At 65.1% G+C, this 24969-nt stretch carries 20 protein-coding genes; 12 read left to right on the forward strand and 8 right to left on the reverse strand.

The window, feature by feature from the left end; genetic code table 11:
- Window positions 1-40: 40 nt before the first annotated feature.
- Together IVA74_RS36215 and pdeM are read left to right on the forward strand one after the other, a co-directional pair.
- Entirely contained in the window at window positions 41-2629 is a 2589-nt protein-coding gene (locus tag IVA74_RS36215; RefSeq protein ID WP_247352382.1) for a ligase-associated DNA damage response DEXH box helicase, read from the forward strand.
- Window positions 2630-2682: 53 nt separating this feature from the next.
- The gene (gene pdeM / locus IVA74_RS36220) at window positions 2683-3354 is read left to right on the forward strand and encodes a ligase-associated DNA damage response endonuclease PdeM (RefSeq protein ID WP_247352303.1); all 672 of its coding nucleotides are present in this window, start codon (window positions 2683-2685) and stop codon (window positions 3352-3354) included.
- Here pdeM and IVA74_RS36225 read toward each other — a convergent pair.
- Window positions 3351-4214, reverse strand: a complete 864-nt coding sequence (locus IVA74_RS36225; RefSeq protein ID WP_247352305.1) for a LysR family transcriptional regulator — start codon at window positions 4212-4214, stop codon at window positions 3351-3353. The two genes, pdeM and IVA74_RS36225, sit on opposite strands and share 4 nt — an antisense overlap.
- A 96-nt stretch (window positions 4215-4310) precedes the next feature.
- Here IVA74_RS36225 and IVA74_RS36230 point away from each other — a divergent pair, with 96 nt between their 5' ends.
- On the forward strand, window positions 4311-5225 hold the full coding sequence (locus tag IVA74_RS36230; protein WP_247352307.1) for a DMT family transporter: 915 nt from the start codon (window positions 4311-4313) through the stop codon (window positions 5223-5225).
- 11 nt (window positions 5226-5236) lie between these two features.
- A complete protein-coding gene (locus IVA74_RS36235) occupies window positions 5237-6028 on the forward strand; it encodes an MBL fold metallo-hydrolase (RefSeq protein WP_247352309.1) in 792 nt (263 codons plus the stop codon).
- Between the two features lie 103 nt (window positions 6029-6131).
- Here the strand turns inward: IVA74_RS36235 and IVA74_RS36240 are convergent, their stop codons facing one another.
- The 4 genes from IVA74_RS36240 to IVA74_RS36255 all read right to left on the reverse strand — a co-directional run bounded on the left by IVA74_RS36240 (window position 6132) and on the right by IVA74_RS36255 (window position 12886).
- Complete coding sequence (locus IVA74_RS36240) at window positions 6132-6902, reverse strand: TIGR02186 family protein (RefSeq protein ID WP_247352311.1); 771 nt, start codon at window positions 6900-6902, stop codon at window positions 6132-6134.
- Entirely contained in the window at window positions 6899-7816 is a 918-nt protein-coding gene (locus tag IVA74_RS36245; RefSeq protein WP_247352313.1) for a sulfite exporter TauE/SafE family protein, read from the reverse strand. The genes IVA74_RS36240 and IVA74_RS36245 overlap by 4 nt, the downstream gene beginning before the upstream one ends.
- Window positions 7817-8131: 315 nt before the next feature.
- On the reverse strand, window positions 8132-11593 hold the full coding sequence (locus tag IVA74_RS36250) for a tetratricopeptide repeat protein (RefSeq protein ID WP_247352314.1): 3462 nt from the start codon (window positions 11591-11593) through the stop codon (window positions 8132-8134).
- A 702-nt stretch (window positions 11594-12295) separates the two neighbouring features.
- Window positions 12296-12886 (reverse strand): PadR family transcriptional regulator, encoded by a 591-nt coding sequence (locus IVA74_RS36255; protein WP_247352317.1) that lies wholly within the window; start codon window positions 12884-12886, stop codon window positions 12296-12298.
- Window positions 12887-13092: 206 nt separating this feature from the next.
- Here IVA74_RS36255 and IVA74_RS36260 point away from each other — a divergent pair, with 206 nt between their 5' ends.
- The 4 genes from IVA74_RS36260 to IVA74_RS36275 all read left to right on the forward strand — a co-directional run bounded on the left by IVA74_RS36260 (window position 13093) and on the right by IVA74_RS36275 (window position 18816).
- A complete protein-coding gene (locus tag IVA74_RS36260; RefSeq protein WP_247352318.1) occupies window positions 13093-13476 on the forward strand; it encodes a nuclear transport factor 2 family protein in 384 nt (127 codons plus the stop codon).
- 38 nt (window positions 13477-13514) lie between these two features.
- Window positions 13515-15305, forward strand: a complete 1791-nt coding sequence (locus IVA74_RS36265) for an acyl-CoA dehydrogenase C-terminal domain-containing protein (RefSeq protein ID WP_247352320.1) — start codon at window positions 13515-13517, stop codon at window positions 15303-15305.
- Window positions 15306-15375: 70 nt separating this feature from the next.
- A complete protein-coding gene (locus IVA74_RS36270) occupies window positions 15376-16584 on the forward strand; it encodes an acetyl-CoA C-acetyltransferase (protein WP_247352322.1) in 1209 nt (402 codons plus the stop codon).
- A gap of 18 nt (window positions 16585-16602) precedes the next feature.
- A complete protein-coding gene (locus IVA74_RS36275) occupies window positions 16603-18816 on the forward strand; it encodes an FAD-dependent oxidoreductase (protein WP_247352324.1) in 2214 nt (737 codons plus the stop codon).
- 72 nt (window positions 18817-18888) lie between these two features.
- On the opposite strand, the gene gstA is transcribed toward IVA74_RS36275, so the two are convergent.
- Complete coding sequence (gene gstA / locus IVA74_RS36280; protein WP_247352326.1) at window positions 18889-19503, reverse strand: glutathione transferase GstA; 615 nt, start codon at window positions 19501-19503, stop codon at window positions 18889-18891.
- A 127-nt stretch (window positions 19504-19630) separates the two neighbouring features.
- Between gstA and IVA74_RS36285 the strand changes: the two genes are divergently transcribed.
- The 3 genes from IVA74_RS36285 to IVA74_RS36295 all read left to right on the forward strand — a co-directional run bounded on the left by IVA74_RS36285 (window position 19631) and on the right by IVA74_RS36295 (window position 22295).
- The gene (locus tag IVA74_RS36285; RefSeq protein WP_247352328.1) at window positions 19631-20128 is read left to right on the forward strand and encodes a MarR family winged helix-turn-helix transcriptional regulator; all 498 of its coding nucleotides are present in this window, start codon (window positions 19631-19633) and stop codon (window positions 20126-20128) included.
- A gap of 101 nt (window positions 20129-20229) precedes the next feature.
- A complete protein-coding gene (locus IVA74_RS36290) occupies window positions 20230-21600 on the forward strand; it encodes a glutamate--cysteine ligase (protein WP_247352330.1) in 1371 nt (456 codons plus the stop codon).
- 122 nt (window positions 21601-21722) lie between these two features.
- A complete protein-coding gene (locus tag IVA74_RS36295; protein WP_247352332.1) occupies window positions 21723-22295 on the forward strand; it encodes a PAN domain-containing protein in 573 nt (190 codons plus the stop codon).
- A gap of 81 nt (window positions 22296-22376) precedes the next feature.
- Here the strand turns inward: IVA74_RS36295 and lepB are convergent, their stop codons facing one another.
- Together lepB and tldD are read right to left on the reverse strand one after the other, a co-directional pair.
- Window positions 22377-23153 carry a signal peptidase I gene (lepB, locus tag IVA74_RS36300; protein WP_247352333.1) on the reverse strand — a complete coding sequence of 259 codons (777 nt, stop codon included), beginning with the start codon at window positions 23151-23153 and terminating at the stop codon, window positions 22377-22379.
- A complete protein-coding gene (gene tldD / locus IVA74_RS36305) occupies window positions 23150-24577 on the reverse strand; it encodes a metalloprotease TldD (RefSeq protein WP_247352335.1) in 1428 nt (475 codons plus the stop codon). Before tldD ends, lepB begins: the two co-directional genes overlap by 4 nt.
- Before the next feature lie 149 nt (window positions 24578-24726).
- Between tldD and IVA74_RS36310 the strand changes: the two genes are divergently transcribed.
- Window positions 24727-24951, forward strand: coding sequence for a DUF433 domain-containing protein (locus tag IVA74_RS36310; RefSeq protein WP_007599426.1), 225 nt, complete (start codon window positions 24727-24729; stop codon window positions 24949-24951).
- Window positions 24952-24969: the final 18 nt, after the last annotated feature.

Raw genomic sequence — 24969 nt, forward strand, 5'->3', positions numbered from 1 at the left:
CCCCTCGACGAACCCACCCCCACGGCTTACCTGTGATGCCGTGCCGCCTCGTATCCTCAAATCTCCGGCCGAGCCGGCCGCGCTGTTGCCCGACCACTTCCAGGCGTGGTTCGCAGCCCGCGGCTGGTCGCCGCGCGCGCATCAATTGGCGCTGCTGGAGAAAGCGCGCGAGGACCGGTCCGCACTGCTGATCGCACCGACCGGCGCCGGCAAGACGCTGGCGGGATTTTTGCCGACGCTGGTGGAGCTGAGTTCCGCGCCCGCAGCTCCGGCGAAATCCGTCGTTTCCACCGGCCGGACCCTGCAACGCACAGGCGGCCTGCACACCCTCTACATCTCGCCGCTCAAGGCGCTCGCCGTCGACATCGCGCGCAATCTGGAGCGGCCGGTCGCCGAGATGGCGCTGCCGATCAAGATCGAGACCCGCACCGGCGACACGCCGACGTCGCGGCGCCAGCGGCAGCGGCGCTATCCGCCGGACATTCTGCTGACGACGCCCGAACAGCTCGCGCTGCTGCTGTCCTCCGACGACGCGCCGTTCCTGTTCTCCTCGCTCAAGCGCATCGTGCTCGACGAGCTGCATGCGCTGGTGACCTCCAAGCGCGGTGATCTTCTCTCGCTTGGGCTCGCACGGTTGTGGCGATTGGCGCCGCAGATGCGGGCGATCGGCCTGTCGGCGACCGTGGCCGAGCCGGAATCGCTGGCGCGCTTCCTGGTGCCGCAGCCCGGCGGCAAGGAAGCGGCGGCCGACATCGTCATCGCCGGCGGCGCGGCGCCGCCGCTGGTCGAGATGATGGATACGCGCGAACGCCTGCCCTGGGCCGGCCACAGCGCCCGCCATGCGCTTCCCGAGATCTACGAGCTGATCAAGGCGAACAAGACCACGCTGGTTTTCGTCAACACCCGCAGCCAGGCCGAAATGCTGTTCCAGAATCTCTGGAGCATGAACGACGACAATCTTGCTATCGCCCTGCATCACGGTTCGCTTGATGTCGCGCAGCGCCGCAAGGTCGAGGATGCGATGTCGGCGGGGAAATTGCGCGGCGTGGTCTGCACCTCTTCGCTCGACCTCGGTGTCGACTGGGGCGACGTCGATCTCGTCGTCAATATCGGCGCGCCGAAGGGGGCCTCGCGCCTGATGCAGCGCATCGGCCGCGCCAACCACCGCCTTGATGAAGCCTCGCGCGCGGTGCTGGTGCCGGCGAACCGCTTCGAGGTGCTGGAGTGCCGCGTCGCCATTGACGCCATCGCCGAGAACGCGCAGGACACGCCGCCGCTGCGCACCGGTGCGCTCGACGTGCTGGCCCAGCACGTGCTCGGGTGCGCCTGCGGCGAGCCGTTTCTCTCTGACGAGCTTTACGACGAAGTGCGTACCGCGGCGCCTTATGCCGATCTCACGCGGCAGGATTTTGACGACGTTGTCGATTTCGTCGCCTCCGGCGGCTACGCGCTGAAAACCTACGAGCGCTTCGCGCGCATCAAGCAGGACAAGCAGGGTCGCTGGCGCGTCGCCAATCCAAAGGTGCGGCAGAGCTACCGGATGAATGTCGGCACCATCGTCGAGGACGACATGCTGAAGGTGCGCCTGGTGCGTTCGCGCGGCGGCGACCAAGGAGGCGGTCAGGGAAAAGCAGGCGGGTCAACGGGCGTGATCGCCCGCGGCGGCAGGTTGCTCGGCGAGATCGAGGAAGCCTTCATCGAGGGCCTCAGTCCGGGCGACACTTTCGTGTTCAGCGGCGAGGTGGTGCGCTACGAGACCCTGGTCGAGGACCAGGTCTATGTCTCGCGCGCCAACGACAAGGACCCGAAAGTGCCGTCCTATATGGGCGGCAAGTTTCCGCTCTCGACCTATCTTGCCGAACGCGTGCGTCGCCTGCTCGATGACGCGCGCGCGTGGGGCGCGTTGCCGGAGCAGGTGCGCGACTGGCTGTCACTGCAAAAGGACGTCTCGCGCGTACCGGCGGTGCGCGAGCTGCTGGTCGAGAGTTTTCCCCGCGCCAACAAGCATTACATCGTCTGCTACCCGTTCGAAGGCCGTCTCGCGCATCAGACGCTCGGCATGCTCTTGACGCGCCGGCTGGAGCGTGCCCGCGCCCGGCCGCTCGGCTTCGTTGCCAACGAATATGCGATCGCGGTCTGGGCGCTCGGCGACATGTCCTTCATGATCCGGGACGGCAGGATCGACCTTGACGCGCTGTTCGATCCCGACATGCTCGGCGACGACCTCGAAGCATGGCTCGCGGAATCCGCTCTTATGAAACGTACGTTCCGCAATTGCGCGATCATCTCCGGCCTGATCGCGCGCCGGCATACCGGCGAGGAGAAGAGCCGCCGCCAGGTGCTGTTCTCGACCGATCTCGTTTACGAGGTCCTGCGAAAGCACCAGGCCGATCACGTGCTGTTGCGCGCCGCGCGAGCGGATGCCGCCACCGGCTTGCTCGATCTGCGCCGCCTCAGCGACATGCTCACCCGCATCCAGGGCCGCATCACACATCGGGAACTCGACCGTGTCTCCCCGCTCGCCGTCCCCGTGATGCTGGAAATCGGCCGCGAGTCAGTTTATGGCGAAGCTGGAGACGAGCTGTTGGCGGAGGCCGCCGACGAACTCGTCAAAGAGGCGATGGGATAACAGCAGGTTCGGACGTGACGATAGGCGCGCTGGTTTCAGAGGATATCGAGGACATGCGCGTTTCAAATGTCAGCATCAGCGGCGTGACGTTCGCGGCCGATCTTTCCGGCGCACTGTTCTGGGAAGAGCAGCGCATGCTCGTCGTCTCCGATCTGCACCTGGAAAAAGGTTCCAGCTTCGCCATGCGCGGCGTGCTGCTGCCGCCTTACGACACCATCGCGACGCTCGGCCGGCTCGCTGCTGTCATCTCCCGCCATAATCCTCGAATCGTCATCGCGCTCGGCGACAGTTTTCATGATCGCACTGCGCATGGTCGGCTGTCGGCGGACGATCGCGACGCGGTCGCCGCCTTGCAGGCCGGCCGCGACTGGATCTGGATCTCAGGCAATCACGATCCGGCGCTGCCGCGCGATCTCGGCGGCACCGTCGCCGACGAAGTCGCGATCGGCCCGATCACCTTCCGCCACGAGCCGACCGGCGCGTGCGGCGAGATCGCCGGCCATCTGCATCCCAAGGCCCGTGTCTCCGCGCGCGGCCGCTCGATGGAGCGCCGCTGCTTCGCGTCCGACGGGATGCGCGCCGTGATGCCCGCCTTCGGCGCCTATGCCGGCGGCCTCAGCATCCGCGATGCCGCGTTCGCAAAAATCTTTCCGAAAAATGGCTTTGTCGCGCATCTCCTTGGCGACCGCCGCGTCCACGCGATCGCGGCGTCGCGGTGCAGCTAAGCCGCCTTCGCCTGCACGTCATCGCAAAACTCCGCAAGACGATCCGCCAGCCGTCGCGTCGCTGGACTGGCGCCGGGCGCGGCCATCAGCGCCATTTCGGTCCGGTTGATCGGTGCAAAGCCGTCCTTCGCCGTCAGCACGCGGTGGTCGGACTGGATCGCCATCTCCGACAGGATGCTCAGCCCCATGCCGGCGGCGACGGCGGCCTGGATGCCGGCGAGGCTCGATGAGGTGTAGGACATGTGCCAGATGCGGCCCGCGCTTTCCAGCGCGTGGATGGCGCCGGCGCGGTAGAGGCAGCCGAGCGGAAAGCCGATCAGCGGCACCGAGGCGACGTCGGCATGGATCGGATGGCTTTTGCTCGTGACCCAGTGCACCTGCTCCGGCCACACCGCAATCGCGCCCTTCGCACCGGCCTCGCGCTTGAACAGCGCCAGATCCAGTTCGCCGCGATCGAGGTCGCGCGACAGGTTCTTGCTCTGGTCGGCGCGCACATCGAGCCGCAGGCCCGGACGCGAGCGCGAAAATGCGCCAAGCAGTTTCGCCAGCCGATATGCCGCAAAATCCTCGGGGATGCCGAGCCGGATCGCGCCTTCGCCGTCGCGCTGGCTCAGCACGTCGCGCGCCTCCTCGGCGAGCGATAACAGCCGCCGCGCGTAGGACAGCAACCGCTCGCCGGCCTCGGTCGGACGCACGTCCTTGCCGTCGCGGTGCAGCAGCACCTGGCCGACATCCTCCTCCAGCCGCTTGATCTGCTGGCTGACGGTCGATTGCGTGCGGTGGACGCGCTCCCCGGCGCGGGTGAAGCCGCCGGAATCGACCACCGAGACGAAGCTGCGCAGGAGCTCCAGATCGAGCATGGATGTCTCCATTCGAAAATCAACTGGCAGTGAGTTAATCATTTAATTTCCAAATGACAAGCCGGGTTCCTAGATCGAGGGCTCAGGAGATTCCACATGTCGCTCGCCCCCTCGCTTGCCGTCCCACGCAGCCGTTTCAACACGCTGCCCTTCGCCATCGGCCTGTTCTGCCTGCTCTGGAGCTACGCCTTCGTCGCCGGCAAGATCGGGGTGACCCATTGCCCGCCGCTGATCCTGCTCGCCGCGCGCTTCTCGCTTGCCGGCATCCTGATCCTTGGCGCCACGCTGATCCGCGGCGACGACTGGTCGCTATCCTGGCGCGACGCCGCCATTTTCGCCGTGCTCGGCATCGCCAATAACGCGCTCTATCTCGGCCTCGGCTACACCGGGCTGCAATCGATTTCGGCTGGCCTCGGCGGCCTGATCGTGTCGGCCAATCCGGTGTTCACGGCGGGCTTCGCCGCGCTCCTGCTCGGCGAAGGCATGACCTGGCGCAAGGCGGGCGGCCTCCTGCTCGGCATCGTCGGCGTGACCTTGATCGTCTGGCATCGGCTGTCGGTCGGCACTGACTCGCTGCATGGCATCATGTTCACGCTGGCCTCGCTCGCCTCCCTCGTCGCCGGCACGATCCTGTTCAAGCTGCTCGCGCCGAGGGGCTCGTTGTGGATCGGCAATGGCGTGCAGAATCTTGCCGCCGGCGTGGTGCTGACGCCGGTCGCGCTGACCTTCGCCGACGTTCACGCCATCGACTTTACGCCGGGCCTGATCGGCGCCTTCGCCTTCCTCGTGCTCGGGGGCTCGATCCTCGCCTACTGGCTCTGGTTTCATCTCCTGAAAGTGTGTGGCGCAACGGCTGCCAGCGCTTATCATTTCCTGATGCCGCCGCTCGGCATGTTGTTCGCGTATCTCGTGCTCGCCGAGCATGTCGAGGCCCGCGATCTGCTCGGAATCATTCCAGTGGCGCTCGGGATCTATCTGGTGACGCGGCCTGCCGCGAAGCCTGTGTCGTAGGAGGAGTTCTTATGCCCATTTCCATTACCCTGATCGGCGGTCCCACCGCGCTGATCGAGATCGATGGCTTCCGCTTGCTCACCGATCCGACTTTCGATGACGCAAATACCGCCTATCAGCTGCCGCACGTGAAGCTGGAGAAGACAATCGGCCCTGCGCTCAAGGCTGATGCAATCGGCCCGATCGATGCGGTCCTGCTCAGCCACGACCAGCATTCGGACAATCTCGACAATTCCGGCCGCGAGTATCTCAAGCACGCAAAGCGCGTCCTGACGACAGAAGCCGGCGCCAAGCGCCTCGGTGGCCAATTCGAAGGCCTGCATGTCGAAGGCCTGGTGCCGTGGGGCACGACGCATCTGAAAGATCGTGACGGCAATTCGCTGACGATCACCGCGACCCCGGCGCGTCACGGCCCGGCCGGCATCGAGCCGCTGTCAGGCGACGTCATCGGCTTCGTGGTGTCGTCGAGCCGGACCGACACAACCTCAGTCTATATCAGCGGCGACACTACCTGGTTCGATGGCGTCGCCGAGGTCGCACGCCGATTCAAGTGCGGCGTGGTGATGCCTTTCGCGGGCGCTGCGCAAACGCGCGGGCCGTTCCATCTCACCATGGACACCAACGACACCATCGAGACCGCACGCGCCTTCCCCGATGCGATGATCGTGCCGGTGCATACGGAGGGCTGGACCCATTTCCGCCAGAACAGCGAGGATCTGCGCAAGACCTTCGACGCGCTCGGCTTCGGGACGCGGCTGCGATTGCTGGAGCCTGGCGTGCCGACGGTGGTGCAGGCGCCGTAGCTAGCACCACAGCCGTCATTGCGAGCGAAGCGAAGCAATCCAGAATCCCTCCGCGGCGGCAGACTGGATTGCTTCGCTGCGCTCGCAATGACGGAGAATGCAGTCAATCCTTCCGAAACACGATCGAGGCCATCCAGCCCGTCATCAGCGCCATCGCGGCGGTGATGAGGCCGTAGATCAGCCCGTTCTGCCGCGCGGTGGTGGCGACGAACTGCTCGAAGCCGACCTTGACGATCTCGAACGCGGTCTCGGTCTTGCCGATGAACGCGCCGTCGGCAAACAACTTGATCTCGACCTGGTAGGTGCCGATCGGCACCTCCGCCGGCAGTGGAATGCCGGTGCGGAACAGCGTCGGCGTCAGGAACGTCACCGCGCTCGGATCCTCGCGATAGAGCCCGCGCTCGGTGCGCAGGCGAATGAAGGCCGAGCGGAACGCGTCGTTCGGCACCACGTCGGCGTAGTCCCCGCTGACGCGTTGGGTCAGCCGCACGTTGTTGAGCCCGATCTGCTGTCGCCGCGCGACCTCGGGCGAGGTGATCGCCTCGAACGAGCGGTTGGCGAACAGTGCGAGATAACTCGGCACCTCCAGGAACTGACGGTAGTCGGTGTTGATCCAGATCCCGAAGGTGCGCTCCTTGCGCCGCGTCACCATATCGGCGCGCGGGCCCATCACGGTGACGACGAGATCGTAGCTCTTGCGGTCGGCGGGCGTGGTGGCGTCCTTCTCGACCGAGCCGAACAACACCAGCTCCTCGCCGGAATAGTTCGGCGTCACCGTGACACGATGGTTGGAGACCGACACGATCAGCCGCTCGGCGCGTGCGGCGGAGCCGAGCAGCAGGACAAGCAGGACTGCGAGAGCTGCGCGCATCATCCGTTCACCCCCAGCTCGCGGATGGTGAAGAGGTCCTCGGGCCGGATCACCAGCTCGATGGCGAAGCGAACACCGACCGAGAGGATTAGCAGTCCGAGCAGCAGCCGCAGCTGCTCGCCGCGGATCTTCTGGCCGGCGCGGGCGCCGAACTGCGCACCGGTGACGCCGCCGACCATCAGGATCAGCGCCAGCACCGCGTCGACGAGGTGATTGGTCGCCGCGTGCAGCAAGGTCGCAAACAGCATCGTGACCAGCGTCAGGACCATCGACGTGCCGATCACCGTCGAGGTCGGCACCCGCAGCAGATAGATCATGATCGGCACCAGGATGAAGCCGCCGCCGATGCCCATGATGGCGCCGATGAAGCCGATCACGATGCCGACGATCACGACCGGAATCACCGAAAGGTAGATCTTGGAGCGCTTGAACCGCATCTTCAGCGGCAGCCCGTGGATCCAGTTATGCGTGCGCCGTGGCGGCACCGCGCCGCGCCGGGTCCGTAGCAGGGCGCGCAGGCCTTCGGAGAACATCAGGCTGCCGACGGTGGTGAGCAGCACGACGTAGGACAGTGCGATCATCAGATCGAGTTGCCCGAGCGCGCGCAGTTGCGTGAAGGTCCACACGCCGAGCGCCGTCCCGGTCACGCCGCCGCATAACAGGACGCTCGCCAGCGCCGGGTCGATCGCGCGCCGCCGCCAATAGGCGAGGGCTCCGGAAAAGGACGAGGCCGCGATGTGGCTCGCGACGGAAGCGACCGCGACCGCCGGCGTGATGCCGATGAAGATCAGCAGCGGCGTCATCAGAAAGCCGCCGCCGATCCCGAACATGCCGGAGACGAAGCCGACCGCCGCGCCCATCGCCAGCACCAGGAAGACGTTGACCGGAAGATCGGCGATCGGGAGATAGAGCTGCATCGAAGGACCACGCTCCGGCGAAAACGGATCGATTGCCGCGTCCCTCAATAGCCGAATTCGCTGGCGGGAGTGATCAGGAATTTTGGGCGTGGTGAATGGGCGCGGCTAGCGCGCGAGGCAAATGAGACTTGATTGCTACGGAGAAAGTGCGCTCCCTCTCCCGCTTGCGGGGGAGGGTCGGGGAGGGGGTGTCTCCGCAGTAAGATTCCTCAAGAGGACAAAGCCCTCACCCGGCGCTACGCGCCGACCTCTCCCGCAAGCGGGAGAGGTGCACCGAGCCAGTGGCCCGCTTGGTTCAATCTAATGCTGTGCGCCTCAATGCACCGCTGACGCCGAGCGCTTGCTCGCGACCGGCTTCGGCGCGGGTTTTGCGGCTGCTTGCGGCGCGCTGTCCCAGCCGCCGGCGGGTGTCGCGACATTGACGGCATCATCAGGTTGCGGCTCGGCGCTGAACGTCTGGATCGCGAGCTTGGCGGCAGCGAGCGATTGCGGGTCGAGCCGCTTGGCGACATCGTCGCGCTTGCCGGCGGCATCCGCGTCACCCTGGGCGGCTGCGAGGGTGAACCATTTGTAGGATTCGGCGAGGTTCTGTTCGACACCGATGCCGCGGGCATAGAGGATGGCGAGATTGAACTGGCTGTCGGCGACGCCGCGGTCGGCGGCTTTGCGGAACCACTGCGCCGCGCTCTTGTAATTGGCGCCATGTCCGCCGCCATCGGCGTCGAGCACTGCGAGATTGTGCATCGCCTTGGCGTTGCCGCGCTCGGCCGCCTGGGTGTAGTAGCGGCGGGCGATGTCGGCGTCCTTCTTCACGCCGAGGCCCTTCTCGTAGAGTGTGCCGAGGCGGAAGGTCGCCGGCACCACGCCGGCCTGCGCCGCGCGGTCGTACCATTTGGCGGCTTCGTCGTAATTCGCGGCCACGCCCTTGCCTTCGGCAAAGCGCACGCCGAGCTCGTAGGCCGCGTTCGCATCGCCCTTCATCGCGGCGGTACGCAAGCTCGGGCCGCCGATGCCGTCAGGCAGTTTTTCACTCGGCGGCACCTGGATCATCGCGAGTTTCGCGCGGCTCGTGCCCGACAGCGCGCCGGTGACGTCGCTGGTGACGGGCGGCGGGGCTACGGCGGGCACCGGCGGAATTTCAACCGAGGCCGAATTGCCGGAACCGGCGGCGGGAGCCGGCGCGGCATTGTTCTGGGATTGCCGCCCGATCGGGGTCGGCGAGGTCATCGACGGCGTGACCTGCTCGGGCGTGGCGGGCTTGTTCTCGACCGGCGGCGGCGCCGCCTGTGGCGCGGGTGCGCTCGACGAATTCTCCATTGCCTGCGGCGACGGCGCCGAGCTGCCGCCATCGAGCAGATTCATCGCCATCTTGAAGGTGCCGAGCACGATCACGACCACGCTCGCGCCGACCAGCAGTGAGCGGATTTTCGAGGTGATGGTCGAACCGCCGTCCTTACCGTTGTCCTTGCCCTTGTCCTTGGACCGATCGGCTCCTGCCTTGGCGCCGCGAGCCGGTTTTTCCGGCTGTGCGGCGGCGGCCTGGGCAGCGCGGCGCGCGGCCGCGATGAAGCTCGACGACGACACCGGCTCCTTCGGCGCGGCCGGGATTTCGCTGATTGCGCTTTCAGACGCGGCAATGCGCTCCGACGGCGTGGCGACGCGTGCACCCGGCCGGGTGCCCGGCTCGAGCGGATGATCCGGCGGCAGTTCGGGCGCAAGCGCGGCCCGCGTGGGCACCGTATGCGGCTCGAGGATTTCGCTGATCGCGCGGGGCGGAACGGGCGGCGCGATCGGCATCGACGCGGCCGGTGCAGCGGCGTGGAATTCGCGCGGCGCGGCGACGAAGGCAGCTTGCGCCGCCTGCGCGGCGGCGGGATTGGGCAGTTCCGGCTTCGGATCGTATTTCGGCGGCTGTTGCGGCGGCCGCGGCTCGCGCGCCATCGGCGCGGGCTCCATCGGAGCGGCCATCGGCATCGGCTGCGGCGCCGCGGCCGGCGGCGCGGTGCGCACATTGCGCAGATCGCCCTCGATCATCGAGAGACGATCGACGACGTGGCCGAGTGCGTTGTGGACGGCCTCCAGCGAATCCTGGGTGCTGCGGTTGGTCTCGGCCTGGCTGAAGCGGATGTCGGAGAGCTCGCGCTTGACGATATCGACCATTCCGGATTCGGCCGGCGCGGAGCTGCGGCTCTCTGCCAGCGCGGAATAGGTCGCTTGCTGCCGTTCCAGGTGCCGCAGGATGTCGTGCAACCCATCCTCGACGCGGCTCAAATTGCCGTTGCGCGGATCGGAGGCGGTCTCGATCCGCTCCAGCAGATACGAGACCCGCTGTTCGAGATGAGCGAAGGTCGAAGCCGAATCGTTGCCGACCTGCATGCGGTCGAAACGGTCCGACAGCGCGCGGATCGCACTTTCGAGATGCTCGCTGCTTTCGGATGGCTGAGGCCGCTCGCGCGTTTCCAGCGCGGCGGTGAGCGCCGCGATGCGCTGCTCCAGCACCGCAAAGCTATCGCCGGAGCCGGACGAGCGGGTGACCTGGTCGACCTTGGACGACAGCAGCTGCACGTCGTCCGAGAGCCGTGCCAGCGCTTCGTTGGAGGCGACGTTGGAGACGATGCCGCGCAGCGCCGAGATCGCGCCTTCGAGCTGGCGGACCGTCGAGGGATCGTCATTGGCGCGCAGGATCAGATCGAGCTTGGCGCCGAGATTGCGGATCGCCTCGTCATAGCCGGTGAGCTGCTCGGCCGGCGTCAGCGTGCGCAACACCTGCTTGATCTCGGACAGCGCGTGCTCGATGCCGGACAGGACCTGACCGTCGGTGCCGTTGGAACGCGTCTCGTCGATGCGCCGATGCAGCGAGCGGATCTCGTTCTCGATCGATTCGATCGCGCGGCGCGGCATCGCCTCGGTGATGGCGTTGCGGATCTCCGCAAGTTCGCTGCGGAACGTGTTGATCGCCTGCTCGGTATTGTCGGGGCGCTGCAGCGATTCGATCTGGCTCGTGATCTTGAGCAGATGCCGCTCGAGCGCGGAGAAATCCGGCCCCGGCTGCGGTGGCGGCGGAGCGTAGACAGGCGCGGGCGGTGCAGCCATCGGTGCCATGGGGGGCGCGAAAGGCGCTGCCGCAGGCGCGATCGATGACGCGGCGCGCGGCGGCATCTGCCGCGGCGCAAAGCCGTCGAGCTCGCTCTGGCGTGCGGTGATCTCGGCGACGGCAACGTCGAACGAAGCGGGGCTCAGGGGTGGTGAGTTGCGATAGACCTGCGCTGCAGCGCGCTCCACTGCATCGGCCTGGCGCTGGCGGCTGTCGACGGGAGCGGGGCGCGGCGCCTGTGGCTGCTGCGGCTTTGAGATTTGCGACAGCCGCGCATCGAGGCGCGAGATCGCATCGTTGAGCTGGCGTGCCACGCCCTGCTCGCGCGAGACGTCCGGTCGCGCAGGGTCTTGGCGTGAAGAGTCCTGCCGTGAAGGGTCCTGGCGTGAAGGGTCCCGGCGCGGCGCGGGCTTCGAGATCCGCTCGATCTGCTGGGTGATGGCGTCAAGCCGCTGATGGATGTCGGCGACTTCGCGGCTTTCCTGACTCGGTGCCTGGCTCGGAACGGTCGGAGCTTGCGAGCTCTGGTCGTAAGGTCCGCGAAAGTTTGGCGGGGCAGTTTCGCCGAGCGTGGAGTTCAGCCAATCGTTGAGTGACATGCCGGCGCGATGCGCAGCAGCTTCGGCCCGCTCCCTGACCGACGGATCGATACCGTCAACACTCCACGATACGCGCGAATTCATGACTCTGCCCGGTTCCGACTCCGGCGCCCCACCCGGCGCCTCCAGTCTTCCCTCGCGTGCCGGTTGCAAAGACAATCGGATTTGGCGCGGGTCGTCTGCCTCGAAAACCGACTTTTGTCTGTTACGGTAAATAACGGGTTAAGGAACTCGTTGACGGGGTCTTAAAGTTGGGTGGGGGGAACCGACTGCTCGCCGCAGGCTCGCTGCACCTCTCCCGCTTGCGAGGTCGGCGCGAAGCGCCGGGTGGGGCTCTCTCCCCACCGGGAGTATTCGACGCGGAGACACCCACGCCCCCAGCCCTCCCCCGCAAGCGCATATGGCGTGTCCGATGTGGCGGCAGCGGCGGTACTCGTACGTCAAATGGCTTTTTCAAACCTGTTACTGTTGCGATGCCGCGCCGTGACGCGACGTAAAATTTCTGGTGACCTATCCACCTCTGATACTGTAGCGCAACGCCGGCAACCTCTGTTTCGGCAGGCAAGAGCACTCCAGCCGCCTTTTCCATGTCAAAGGTCGTCGCTTCATTCTTTGCATCTACGATCAATAGCGCTTCGCAATCTTCCCCCACTGAATCGCGGCGAATTCGCTGCGGAGTCCAGCGCTCTAATTCCTTGCGCTTGACCGGCGCAATTTCGCGCAGAGTGAACGAGAGATGGCCAATCAAGGTGCGATACCCCTCCGCTGAGCCAATGCAAACCGGCCTCAGTCCTTGCCCTCGCGCTTGCCTTCCTCCAGCGGCACTACGGCGCCCTTGCCGCTCGTGGCCGACAGGGCCTCGAGCGCCTCTTCGCAGAAATCGGCCACCATCTGCTCGTGCCGGGCACCGAGCTGAAGCAGGAGCAAATTACCGAGGTCGAGCACGCCCGACGCCGCGCCTTCCGGAAACCGCTTCTTGAGGATCCGCTCGTAATTCTCGTGCCGATCGCGATGGTGCTCCAGCCGGGCCATCAGATCGGCGCGCAGGGGCTCGATGTCGATGCTGTCGAGCGCATGGAGCCGCACAAGGAGGTCGTCCTTGATCGAGGGCGGCGTGCTTGGCCGCGCGGCCCAGTGCCGCAGCGCTGTTCGGCCCTCGGGAGTCAGCGTATAGATCAGTTTATTGGGTTTGCCTGTTTGCACGACCTCGCGGCCCTGGATGTAGCCGCGGTCGCGTAGCTTGGAGAGCTCGCGGTAGATTTGCTGGTGGTCGGCCTTCCAGAAGAAGCCGATCGAGGAGTCGAATGTCTTGGCAAGCTCGTAGCCCGTCATCGGACGTTCAGTCAGGCATGCGAGGATCGCGTCGCCCAGTGCCATTGCGCCAGCTTCCGTTCGAGGTCTCGACCTATTGACTTGACTTTATGCGCATTGGTGCATATGCGTCAATGTGCATATGGAGGGGCGAAGATCGAGGCCAAAGACTCGATCCGAAAACCCAGCGGAATCAACCTCATAGCTACTGTCCATGGGGTTGTTTTCGAGTTTTTTGCCAAGGCCTTTTATCCACGGGAGGCATTCTGACAATGACCGGTCTCGACTCCTGGTACGCCTTCATGAAATCCCACGACGGCAAAGCGCTCTGGGACCTCCTGCATCCCGACGCCGTCTTCGAAAGCCCCGTCGTGCATTCGCCGCAGCGCGGACGCGACATCACCTTCAAATATCTCGCGAGCGCCGAGAAGGTGCTTGGCGGTCCCGGCTTCACCTATGTCGGAGAGTGGACAAGTGAGAGCGGCGCCGTGCTCGAATTCAAGGCCCTGATCGACGGCCTCGAGATCAACGGCGTCGACATCATCACCTTCGACGGCGAGGGACGTATCACCCATTTCAAGGTGATGGTGCGGCCGCTCAAGGCGATCAACATGCTGCATCGCCTGATGGCCGAACAGCTTGCCGCCCAATCATAAAAAATTCCACCACTTCAAATCTATGCCGGGAGAACGCCATGCCGATTTACAAAGCCCCCGTCGAAGACGTGAACTTCCTGCTCAACGACGTCTTCCAGATCGACCGCTATGACAATCTGGCCGGCTTCTCCGACGCGTCGAGCGACGTGCGCGAAGCCATTCTCGGCGAAGCTGCCAAGCTCGCCGAAGAGGTGCTCCAGCCGCTCAATCGTGTGGGCGATCTCGAAGGCTGCAAGCGCGCCGATGACGGCAGCGTCACCACGCCGAAGGGATTCAAGAACGCGTTCAAGCAGGTCGCCGAGGGCGGCTGGCTCGGCCTGTCGGCACCGACCGAGTTCGGCGGCCAGGGTCTGCCGGTGACGCTGAGCCAGGCGGTCAACGAATTCCAGATCTCCGCCAACATGGCCTTCTCGATGTATGGCGGCCTTACCATGGGCGCGACCGCGGCGCTGATCGTCCACGGCACGCCCGAGCAGAAGCAGACCTACGTGCCGAAGATGGTGGCGGGCGAGTGGACCGGCACCATGAACCTGACCGAGCCGCATTGCGGCACCGACCTCGGCATGCTCCGCACCAAGGCGGTGCGACAGGCCGACGGCAGCTTCAAGATTACCGGCACCAAGATCTTCATTTCGGCCGGCGAGCATGACCTCGCGCCCAACATCATCCACCTCGTGCTTGCCCGCATCGAGGGCGCGCCGGCCGGCATCAAGGGCGTGTCGCTGTTCGTGGTGCCGAAATTCCTCGTCAATGCCGATGGTTCGGTGGGCACACGCAACGGCGTGGTCTGCGGCTCGATCGAGCACAAGATGGGTATCCACGGCAATTCCACCTGCGTGATGAACTACGACAACGCCATCGGCTGGCTGATCGGCGAAGAGAACAAGGGCATGCAGGGCATGTTCGTGATGATGAACGAGGCCCGCCTCGGCGTCGCCGTGCAGGGTCTCGCGCAGTCCGAGGTCGCCTATCAGAACGCGGTGGCCTATGCGCGGGATCGCATCCAGGGCCGTTCGCTCACCGGCGTCAAGGCGCCGGACAAGCCGGCCGATCCGATCATCGTGCATCCCGACGTACGCCGCACGCTGCTGTCGATCCGCTCCTTCAACGAGGCTGCGCGCGCCTTCGTGATGTGGACCGCGCTGAAGAGCGACGTCGCCCACCGCTCCGAGGATCCCAAGGACCGCCAGGCCGCCGACGATCACATGGGCCTGATGACGCCGGTCCTGAAAGGCTTCCTGACCGATTACGGCTTCGCCAACGCGGTGCAGGCGCAGCAGATGTATGGCGGCCACGGTTACATCGCCGAGCAGGGCATGGAGCAATTCGTGCGCGATGCCCGCATCGCCATGATCTATGAAGGCGCCAACGGCATCCAGGCGCTCGACCTCGTCGGCCGCAAGCTGCCGCGCGACGGCGGCCGCGCCATCATGGCGTTCTTCGGCGAGGTCATGGCCTTCGCCAAGGAGAACGGCGGCGACGAGGCGATGAAGCCCTTCATCACCCCGCTCTCGGCTTCGCTCGGCCATCTCCAGCAGGCCACCACCTGGCTGATGCAGAACGCGATGGCGAAGCCCGACAATGCCGGTGCCGCCGCGACCGATTACCTGAATCTCTTCGGCTTCGTCGCTCTCGGCTACATGTGGGCGAAGATGGCGAAGGTGTCGCAGGTGAAGATTGCCGAGAGCGGGGCAACCCCCTATCTCTCGACCAAGCTCGTCACCGGCCGCTTCTTCATGGAGCGGATGCTTCCGGAGACCGCCGCCAATCTTGCGCGCATCCAGGCCGGCTGCGCCACCATCATGGAACTGCCCGCGGAAGCGTTCTGAGGATTTCCGCCCCACGAATGATAGCGACCGCGCGGCGGTCGTAACCAATCACCGCAATCAGGAGGCTCCCATGGCAGATGCCTATATTTACGACCACGTCCGCACCCCGCGCGGCCGCGGCAAGGCGGACGGCGCGCTGCACGAAGTCACCGCGCTCGCGCTCGCGACGGTGCCGCTGAAGGCGCTGAAGGACCGCAATAACCTCCCAAAAGATTCCGTCGATGACGTCATTCTCGGTGTGGTCGATCCCGTCGGCGAAGCCGGCTCCGACATCGCGCGCTTTGCCGCGCTGAAGGCGGGCCTCGGTGAGGCCGTGCCCGGCGTGCAGATCAGCCGCTTCTGTGCCTCCGGCTTGGACGCCGTGAATTTTGCCGCGGCCCAGGTGATGAGCGGGCAGCATGAACTCGTGATCGGCGGCGGCGCGGAATCGATGAGCCGCGTCGGCATCGGCGCCTCCGGCGGCGCCTGGCCGATGGATCCATCGATCGCGGTGCCCTCATACTTCATGCCGCAGGGCGTCTCGGCCGATTTGATCGCCACCAAATACGGTTTCTCGCGCGACGACGTCGACGCCTATGCGGTGCAGAGCCAGCAGCGCGCGGCGAAGTCCTGGGATGAAGGCCGCTTCGACAAGTCGATCGTGCCGGTGAAGGATATCAACGGCCTCACCATCCTCGCCAAGGACGAGCATATGCGTCCGTCGACGACGATGCAGTCGCTGGCGCAGCTGCAGCCGGCGTTCACGATGATGGCGCAGATGGGCGGTTTCGACGGCGTCGCGGTGCAGTCGCATCCCGAGATCGAGCGCGTCAATTACGTGCACCACGCCGGCAATTCGTCGGGCATCGTCGATGGTGCCGGCGCGGTTCTGCTCGGCAGCAAGGAAGCCGGCAGCAAATACGGCCTGAAGCCGCGCGCGAAAATCCGCGCCTTCGCCAATGTCGGCTCCGAGCCGGCGATGATGCTGACCGGCCCGGTCGACGTCACCGAAAAGCTGTTTGCGCGCTCCGGCATGAAGAAGTCGGATATCGACCTGTTCGAGCTCAACGAGGCCTTCGCCTCCGTCGTGCTGCGCTACATCCAGGCCTTCGACATCGACAACGCCAAGATCAACGTCAATGGCGGTGCGATCGCGCTCGGCCATCCGCTGGGTGCGACCGGTGCGATGATCCTCGGCACCGTGCTCGACGAGCTCGAGCGCACCAACAAGGCGACCGCGCTGGTGACGTTGTGCATCGGCGGCGGCATGGGCACCGCGACCATCATCGAGCGCGTCTAAGGGTAGGGAGCAACCAACATGGCTTACAAGAATTTCAAGGTTGAGACCGATTCCGACGGCATCGCGCTCGTCACCTGGGATATCCCCGGCCGTTCGATGAACGTGCTCGACGAGACCTCGACCAGCGAGCTGGACGCGATCGTCAAGGAAACCACGGCTGACGCCGCGGTGAAGGGCGTCGTCATCACCTCTGCGAAAGAGGCGTTCTGTGCCGGTGCGGACCTGTCCATGCTCGAAGGCATGAACCAGGCCTACGCAAAACTGTTCAAGGAGCAGGGCGAGACCGCCGCGAACCAGATGCTGTTCGACCAGAGCCGGCGCTTTTCGCTGGTGCTGCGCTCCATCGAGACCTCCGGCAAGCCGTGGGCGGCGGCGATCAACGGCCTCGCGCTCGGCGGCGGCTTCGAGATCACGCTGTGCTGCCACTATCGCGTGGCCGCGGAGAATCCCAAGACGCGCCTCGGCCTGCCCGAGGTCAAGGTCGGCCTGTTCCCCGGCGCCGGCGGCACGCAGCGCGTGCCGCGCCTGGTGCCGCCGCAGGACGCGATGACGATCCTGCTCAAGGGCGATCCTGTCACGGTCGAGAAGGCCAAGGCGCTGAATCTGATCCATGCCATCGTTCCCGCCGCCGATCTCGTCAAGGCGGCAAAGGACTGGATCAAGGGCGGCGGCAAGGCTGTTGCGCCCTGGGACGAGAAGGGTTTCAAGCTCCCCGCCGGTCCGGTGTTCTCCAAGGCCGGCATGATGATGTTCCCGGCCGGCAACGCGATCTATCGCCGCGAGACCTACGACAATTATCCGGCCGCGCGCGCGATCATGAGCTGCGTCTATGAAGGCCTGCAGCTGCCGATCGACGCCGCGCTGCGGGTGGAGTCACGCTACTTCACCTCGGTGCTGCGCTCGAAGGAAGCGGCCGCGATGATCCGCAGCCTGTTCCTGTCGATGCAGGAATTGAACAAGGGCGCGCGCCGTCCGAAGGATGTGCCGCCGACCAAGGTGAAGAAGATCGCCGTGATCGGCGCCGGCTTCATGGGCGCGAGCGTCGGCTATGTCTCGGCCCGTGCCGGCCTCGATGTCGTTCTGATCGATCGCGATCAGGAGAGCGCCGACAAGGGCAAGGCGCATGCGCAAAAGGTGATCGAGGAGCAGATCAAGAAGGGACGCGCCAAGCCTTCTGATGCAGAAGCGCTGCTCGCCCGCATCACGCCGACGGCGGACTATGCCGCGTTGAAGGACGTCGACCTCGTCATCGAGGCCGTGTTCGAGGACCGCAAGGTCAAGGCTGATACCTTTGCCAAGGCGCAGGAGCATATGAAGCCGGACGTGATCTTCGCGTCCAATACTTCGACGCTTCCGATCACCTCGCTGGCCGAGAGCTTCAAGGACCAGGGCAGGTTCGTCGGCATCCACTTCTTCTCGCCGGTCGAGAAGATGATGCTGGTCGAGATCATCCAGGGCAAGAACACCGGCGATCTCGCGATCGCGACTGCGCTCGACTACGTCCGGCAGATCGGCAAGACGCCGATCGTCGTCAACGACAGCCGCGGCTTCTTCGCCAATCGCTGCGTCGGGCGCTACGTGGCCGAGGGCAACGAGATGTTCCTCGAGGGCGTGCCGCCGGCGATGATCGAGAACTGCGCCAAGATGGCCGGCATGCCGGTTGGCCCGCTCTCGCTCTCCGACGAAGTCGCGCTCGACCTCGGCCTCAAGATCATGAAGGCGACGGAAGCCGATCTCGGTCCCAACGCCATCAATCCCGATCAGAAGAAGCTGATGGTGGAGATGGTCGAGAAGCAGGGCCGTCTCGGCCGCAAGAACAGCAAGGGGTTTTACGACTACCCCGAGAAGGGCAAGGGCCAGAAGAGCCTGTGGCCGGGTCTCTCGGCGCTGCAGCCGAAGCAGCTCGATCCCGATACGCTCGACATCGAGGAGTTGAAGCAGCGCTTCCTGGTGGTGCAGGCGGTGGAAGCCGCCCGCACGGTCGAGGATCACGTCATCACCGATCCACGCGAGGCCGATGTCGGCTCGATCCTCGGCTTCGGCTTCGCGCCGTTCACCGGTGGCACCCTGTCCTACATCGACTTCATGGGCCCAAAGACCTTCGTCGAGCTTTGCCACAAGCTGGAGGCGAAATACGGTTCGCGCTTCACCCCGCCGAAACTCCTTGAGGAGATGGCCGCGAAGGGAGAAACCTTTTACGGCCGCTTCGCCCCCAAGAAAACGGCGGCGTAATTCTCTGAACCCGTAGCCGGGATGAAAAATACGAAAGGCCGGATTCTCGATCCGGCCTTTCGCATTTGCGTCTCAGGCGGCCTGAATCAGCCCTTCCTTCTTCATCGCTTCCTGCACCTGCGGCCGCGCCGCGACGCGGGTCTTGTACGCGACAAGGTTCGGCATCGCCGAGAGGTCGAACTTCATCCGGTCGCCCCAGGTCAGCATCGTGAAGAGATAGCCGTCAGCCACCGTGAACTGCTTGCCCATGAGGTAATCGCGGCCGGCGAGCTGGCTGTCGATGTATTTCAGCTTGCCCATGACGCGATCCCTGAAGAACGCCTTGGCCTCGTCGTTCAGCGCCGGCGCGAACATCGGGCCGAAGCTCTTGTGGACCTCCGAGGTGAGGAAGTTCAGCCATTCGAGCAGCTTGTAGCGCTCGGAGCTGCCGTGGGCCGGCGCCAGCGCCTTGGCTGAGGCCTGATCGGCGATGATCTGGACAATCACCGGGCCTTCGGTCACGATCTCTCCGCTATCGAGACCCAGCGCAGGGACCTGGCCCTTGGGGTTCAGCTTCAGATAATCCTCACCATTTTCGAGCTTCTTCGCCCGGATATCGACCTTGACCAGCTCATAGGGCAGGCCGGCTTCCAGGAGCGCGATGTGGGGGGATAGCGAGCAGGCACCGGGCGAATAGTACAATTTCATTGGAATTTCCTCCTCTTGTTGCTTGGTTCAGGCGAAAGAACGACTACATGCATCTGCTTGAAATAGTCAAGATTGATGCAGGTGCATCGAGTAGGGTAAGAGACGGGCGACGAGCTTGAGCGGGACCATGAAACGCAAACCATCGACCGAGGCGACTTCCGCCTGGATCCGCCTGATGCGGGTGCAGAGCCGCGTGCTCGATTGCGTCGAGCAGGACCTGAAGAAGGCGGGGTTCCCGCCGCTGGCATGGTACGACGCCCTGCTCGAATTGTCGCGGGCGCCTTCGGGTGAGCTGCGCCCGGTCGAACTCGAACGGCAGATGCTGATCCCGCAATATTCGACATCGCGGCTGATTGACCGTCTGGTCGACGAAGGCCTCGCCTCGCGGCGTGAATGCAAGATCGACAAGCGCGGCCAGTTCGTGGAGATCAGCGAAGCCGGCCGCGAATTGCAGAAGCGGATGTGGGGCGCCTATTCGGCCGCAATCGAGAAATATGTCGGTTCGAAACTGTCCGACGCGGATGCCGTCAAGCTCAGCGGTCTGCTCGACCGCCTGGGCTGCTCGTGCGGCGAGATGAAACTGCCGCCCGTCGTCCACGCCAACGAAACCACGCCGTCGCGATGAGCGCGCGGCACACCAGCTCGTCCGTGCACCCGATGGGTGCGCGGACCGTCCCCGTCACCCGCGCGCCTTCTGTCGAAGCGCCCTTTTAATTAGAGCTTGATATGGCGCGAGACCAGATCGATATGACGCCGCTGCAATCGCGTGACGAACTCGTCACGTGGTTCGAGGAAGGCTGCAAGGACCCGTCCGAATTCCGCATGGGCACCGAGCACGAGAAAACGCCGTTCACGCTCGAAGGCCACTGCCCGGTGCCCTACGAAGGCGCGCGCGGTATCGGCGCGCTGCTCGAAGGCATGAAGCTCCTGCTCGGCTGGGAGCCGATCATGGAGAAGGGCAACATCATCGGCCTCTACGACGTCACCGGCGGCGGCGCGATCTCGCTCGAGCCCGGCGGACAGTTCGAGCTCTCCGGTGCGCCGGTCGAGAACGTGCACCAGACCCAGAGCGAGCTGATGGCGCATCTGGCGCAGGTGCGCGAGATCGCAACGCCGCTCGGCATCGGCTTCCTCGGGCTCGGCATGACGCCGTCCTGGTCGCGCGCCGACATCCCGGTGATGCCCAAGGGCCGCTACAAGATCATGACCAATTACATGCCGAAGGTCGGCAAATACGGCCTCGACATGATGTACCGGACCTGCACGGTGCAGACCAATCTGGACTTTTCCTCCGAAGCCGACATGGTCAAGAAGCTGCGTGTCTCGCTCGCGCTCCAGCCGGTCGCAACCGCCTTGTTCGCCAATTCGCCGTTTACCGAGGGCAAGCCGAACGGCTTCCTCTCCTTCCGGTCTGAGATCTGGCGCGACACCGACAATGCGCGTTCGGGCATGATGCCGTGGGCGTTCGAGGACGGCATGGGCTTCGAGCGCTATGTCGACTACGCGCTCGACGTACCCATGTACTTCGTCAAGCGCGACGAGGATTACATCGACGTCTCCGGCTCTTCGTTCCGCGCCTTCTTCGATGGCCGCAACAACAATTTGCCCGGGGAACGTCCGACGTTGTCGGACTGGGCCAACCATCTTTCGACGATCTTCCCGGAGGTGCGTCTCAAGCGCTATCTCGAGATGCGCGGCTCCGACGGTGGCCCGTGGGGCCGTCTGCCGGCGTTATCGGCGTTCTGGGCGGGGCTGCTCTACGACGACGTGTCGCTCGATGCCGCCTGGGACCTTGTGAAGCACTGGACCGGGCATGAGCGTCAGGGCCTGCGCGACGACGTGCCGCGCTTCGGCTTCAAGTCGCGGATCAAGGACCGCTATCTGTTCGAGATCGCCAAGGAATGCCTCGTTCTGGCACATGCCGGCCTGCGCCGGCGCGGCCGGATCGATCAGCTCGGCCGCGACGAGACCCGGCATCTGGAGCCGCTCGATCGCATCATCGATTCCGGCCGCACGCCGGCCGAGGAGATGCTCGAGAAGTTCAACGGTCCCTGGAACGGCTCGGTGGAACCAGCCTACGCGGAATACGCGTTCTAGACCCGTGGGGACAACAGGGCCAACGATCAGGACCCGAGCCGTTCATCGCCCATACAGGTTTGCGGCGATCAAATGGCCGGCTGAAAAACCTGAGCGTCGTCAATAACCCGAAAGCTGTTTCGATGGGGAAGGGCCGCCTGGCCGTCATGGCAAGCGTCCTGGCAAGCGTCGTGGCATGTGCCGCGCTGCTTTCGCTCGTGTTTGCGAGCTGGCCTGTGCGCGCCCAGACGGCATTCGATCGCCCCGGCGGAGACTATTTCAGCACGCCGGTCACGTCAGGTGATCCCGAGGATTGCGCGCTGCTATGCGAGCGCGACCGCCGCTGCCGCTCCTGGAGCTTCAGCTATCCCGACGTCGAAGGCGGCTCGGCGGTGTGCTGGCTCAAGAACGCGGTGCCGGCGCGCGTGCCGGAAAGCTGCTGCATCTCCGGTGTGCGTGGCGCCGGCGTGATCGAGCCGCGCGTCGCAGGCGTGGAGACCTCGATCGACCGTCCCGGCGGCGATTTGCGCAATTTCGAGATCAAGGCCGGCGAAGGCGGAGAGGCCTGCAAGGCCGCCTGCACCGCCGACAACAAATGCCGCGCCTTCACCTATGCACGCCCCGGCTACACCGGACGCGAGGCGCGCTGCTTCCTGAAAAAGGAAATCAAGCCGCCGCGCCGGAAGGCGGGGTTTACGTCGGGCGTGGTGCGCTAGCGTGCAGCTCTCACCGCCGTCATTGCGGGCATAGCTAAGCAATCTCTCCCGCGCGCGGGAGAGGGCGAGACATTCCGGCCTTCAATGCACGGCGGTGAAAAACCGCGCCATGCGAAATCCGGACAGCCAGGTCCACACCGGCTGGCCGCGGATGCCGAGATCCCAGGAGCCGAGCACGGCATCGGCACGGCCGACCAGATTGTCGATCGGCAACAGGCCGACCCCGCCGGAGCGCAAGGGCACGCGGCTGTCGGCGGAATTGTCGCGGTTGTCGCCGAGCACGAAGAGATGGCCTGCCGGCACCGTCACTTCCTGCGTGTTGTCGAGCGGACCGTTGTCGCGCATCTTGAAGATCAGATGCGAGACGCCGTTCGGCAGTGTCTCGACATAGCGATAGGCGGGCTCGCTGCCGCCATTGTCGTCCTCGGCGGCGCCGACGCCGTCCGGCTTCAGCTCGGCGGGACGGTCATTGACGAAGAGCTGGCCCTGCCGCAACTGGATGCGGTCGCCGGGCAGACCCACGACGCGCTTGACCCAGGCCTGCGAGCGGTCGCCGGGCCAGCGGAACACGACGACGTCGCCCTGCTTGGGCGTTTCCGCGAAGACGCGGCCGCTCTCGGGCAGGTTGATCTGGATCGGCAGCGACGAGGTGCCGTAGCCGTAGGGGAATTTCGAGGCGATCAAGGCGTCGCCGATCAACAATGTCGGCTCCATCGAGCCCGACGGCACGTAGAACGGCTCGGCCAGCGCGCCCTTGGCGATGAACACCGCGGCGACGATGCCGGCGAGCTGCACGAGCTGGCCGGCCCAGCCGCTGCTCTTCCGCTTCGTGGTGACAGTTACCTTCTCGACACTCATCCGCCCGTTCCACCCACCGTAATGCGTTCCATCAGAAGCGACGGCTGGCCGACGCCGACCGGCACGCCCTGGCCGTTCTTGCCACAGGTGCCGATGCCGGTATCGAGCGCCAGATCGTTGCCGATCATGCGAATGCGATGCAGGTCGGTCGGCCCGTTGCCGATCAACATGGCGCCCTTCAACGGCGCACCGATCTTGCCGTTTTCGATCTTGTAGGCCTCGGTGCACTGAAACACGTATTTGCCCGAGGTGATGTCGACCTGACCGCCGCCGAAATTCGCGGCGAAGACGCCGTTCTTCACCGAGGCGAGAATCTCGGCCGGATCGCGCTCGCCCGCGAGCATGTAGGTGTTGGTCATGCGCGGCATCGGCACATGGGCATAGCCCTGGCGACGGCCGTTGCCGGTCGGCTTCATGTCCATCAGGCGCGCGTTCTGGCGGTCCTGCATGTAGCCGACCAGCACGCCGTCCTCAATCAGCACGGTGCGGTTGGTCGGCGTGCCCTCGTCGTCGATCGACAGCGAGCCGCGGCGCGAGGCAATGGTGCCGTCGTCGACCACGGTGACGCCCTTGGCCGCGACCTGCTGGCCCATCAGGCCCGCAAACGCAGACGTCTTCTTGCGGTTGAAGTCGCCCTCGAGGCCATGGCCGACCGCTTCATGCAGCATCACGCCGGGCCAGCCGGCTCCGAGCACGACGTCCATCTCGCCGGCGGGGGCGGGAATCGATTCCAGATTGACGAGGGCCTCGCGCAGCGCGCCGTCGGCGGCGTCACGCCAGTTCTTGCTCTCGATGAATTCGGCGTAGCCGGCGCGGCCGCCATAACCCTTGCTGCCGCTCTCCTGGCGGTCGCCCTGGCCGGCGACGACGGAGACGTTGACGCGCACCAGCGGGCGGATGTCACGATAGCTTTCGCCGTCGGGCCGCAGGATCTCGACCACCTGCCAGGTCGCGCCCAGACTGACGCTGACCTGCCGTACCCGCGGATCTTTGTCGCGCAGATAGGCGTCGATCTCGGCAAGCAGTTTTACCTTGGTCTCGAAGCCGGGGGCATCGAGCGGATTGTCGTCACTATAAAGCCGCACGTTGGTATGCGCTGGAGGCGCTGCGAAGCTCCCGGAATAACCGCCGCGCACGGCCGCGACCGCGTCCGCAGCGCGAATCAGCGCCGGCAGCGAAACGTCGGAGGAATGCGCATAGCCAACCGCGTCGTCCTTGACGGCGCGCAGCCCAAAGCCCTGCGAAGTGTCGTAGGTCGCCTGCTTCAGCCGCCCATTGTCGAACATCAGCGCTTCGGTCTGGCTATATTCCAGGAACAATTCGCCGTCGTCGGCACCGGCAAGCCCGCGCGCGAGCTCGTTGCGAACCTGGTCGCGGTCGAGATTGGCGCGGTCGAGCAGGGAGGTTGTGGCAGGGTTGGTCATGCGTCCGTCCATTATCGGGGGATGTGAGGCAAGATAATGGTTTCCCGGCGGTTCCGCGAGGGGCTTGGCCGTCACATTACGGAAACGATAGGATTGGGCTGGAAGCAAGGGGCCCTGACGCTGATACAGATCGATGCTATGCTGCTTTCATGAATTACCGAGACATTATCTCGATTGAGCCTGGCAAGCGTGGGGGGCGACCCTGCATCCGCCACATGCGGATCGCTGTGGCAGATGTGCTCGGCTGGCTGGCTGCTGGTCAGACCCACGCTCAAATCCTCGACGACTTCCCCGAATTGACCGAGGACGATATCCGCGCCTGCCTGGCCTATGCCGCCGACCGCGAGAGGCGATTGGTGACCGCACCGATATGAGGCTGCTGTTCGATCAGA

This window comes from Bradyrhizobium sp. 132, assembly GCF_023074185.1.
Taxonomy (GTDB): Bacteria; Pseudomonadota; Alphaproteobacteria; order Rhizobiales; family Xanthobacteraceae; genus Bradyrhizobium.

Coding starts and splice junctions, on each gene's coding strand:
- IVA74_RS36260 (WP_247352318.1), top strand. CDS start 13,093: ATGACCGGTCTCGACTCCTGGTACGCCTTCATGAAATCCCACGACGGC.
- IVA74_RS36250 (WP_247352314.1), bottom strand. CDS start 11,593: ATGAATTCGCGCGTATCGTGGAGTGTTGACGGTATCGATCCGTCGGTC.
- IVA74_RS36240 (WP_247352311.1), bottom strand. CDS start 6,902: ATGATGCGCGCAGCTCTCGCAGTCCTGCTTGTCCTGCTGCTCGGCTCC.
- IVA74_RS36255 (WP_247352317.1), bottom strand. CDS start 12,886: ATGGCACTGGGCGACGCGATCCTCGCATGCCTGACTGAACGTCCGATG.
- IVA74_RS36290 (WP_247352330.1), top strand. CDS start 20,230: ATGGCGCGAGACCAGATCGATATGACGCCGCTGCAATCGCGTGACGAA.
- IVA74_RS36265 (WP_247352320.1), top strand. CDS start 13,515: ATGCCGATTTACAAAGCCCCCGTCGAAGACGTGAACTTCCTGCTCAAC.
- IVA74_RS36275 (WP_247352324.1), top strand. CDS start 16,603: ATGGCTTACAAGAATTTCAAGGTTGAGACCGATTCCGACGGCATCGCG.
- IVA74_RS36235 (WP_247352309.1), top strand. CDS start 5,237: ATGCCCATTTCCATTACCCTGATCGGCGGTCCCACCGCGCTGATCGAG.
- IVA74_RS36285 (WP_247352328.1), top strand. CDS start 19,631: ATGAAACGCAAACCATCGACCGAGGCGACTTCCGCCTGGATCCGCCTG.
- gstA (WP_247352326.1), bottom strand. CDS start 19,503: ATGAAATTGTACTATTCGCCCGGTGCCTGCTCGCTATCCCCCCACATC.
- tldD (WP_247352335.1), bottom strand. CDS start 24,577: ATGACCAACCCTGCCACAACCTCCCTGCTCGACCGCGCCAATCTCGAC.
- IVA74_RS36295 (WP_247352332.1), top strand. CDS start 21,723: ATGGGGAAGGGCCGCCTGGCCGTCATGGCAAGCGTCCTGGCAAGCGTC.
- IVA74_RS36230 (WP_247352307.1), top strand. CDS start 4,311: ATGTCGCTCGCCCCCTCGCTTGCCGTCCCACGCAGCCGTTTCAACACG.
- pdeM (WP_247352303.1), top strand. CDS start 2,683: ATGCGCGTTTCAAATGTCAGCATCAGCGGCGTGACGTTCGCGGCCGAT.
- IVA74_RS36310 (WP_007599426.1), top strand. CDS start 24,727: ATGAATTACCGAGACATTATCTCGATTGAGCCTGGCAAGCGTGGGGGG.
- lepB (WP_247352333.1), bottom strand. CDS start 23,153: ATGAGTGTCGAGAAGGTAACTGTCACCACGAAGCGGAAGAGCAGCGGC.
- IVA74_RS36245 (WP_247352313.1), bottom strand. CDS start 7,816: ATGCAGCTCTATCTCCCGATCGCCGATCTTCCGGTCAACGTCTTCCTG.
- IVA74_RS36270 (WP_247352322.1), top strand. CDS start 15,376: ATGGCAGATGCCTATATTTACGACCACGTCCGCACCCCGCGCGGCCGC.
- IVA74_RS36225 (WP_247352305.1), bottom strand. CDS start 4,214: ATGCTCGATCTGGAGCTCCTGCGCAGCTTCGTCTCGGTGGTCGATTCC.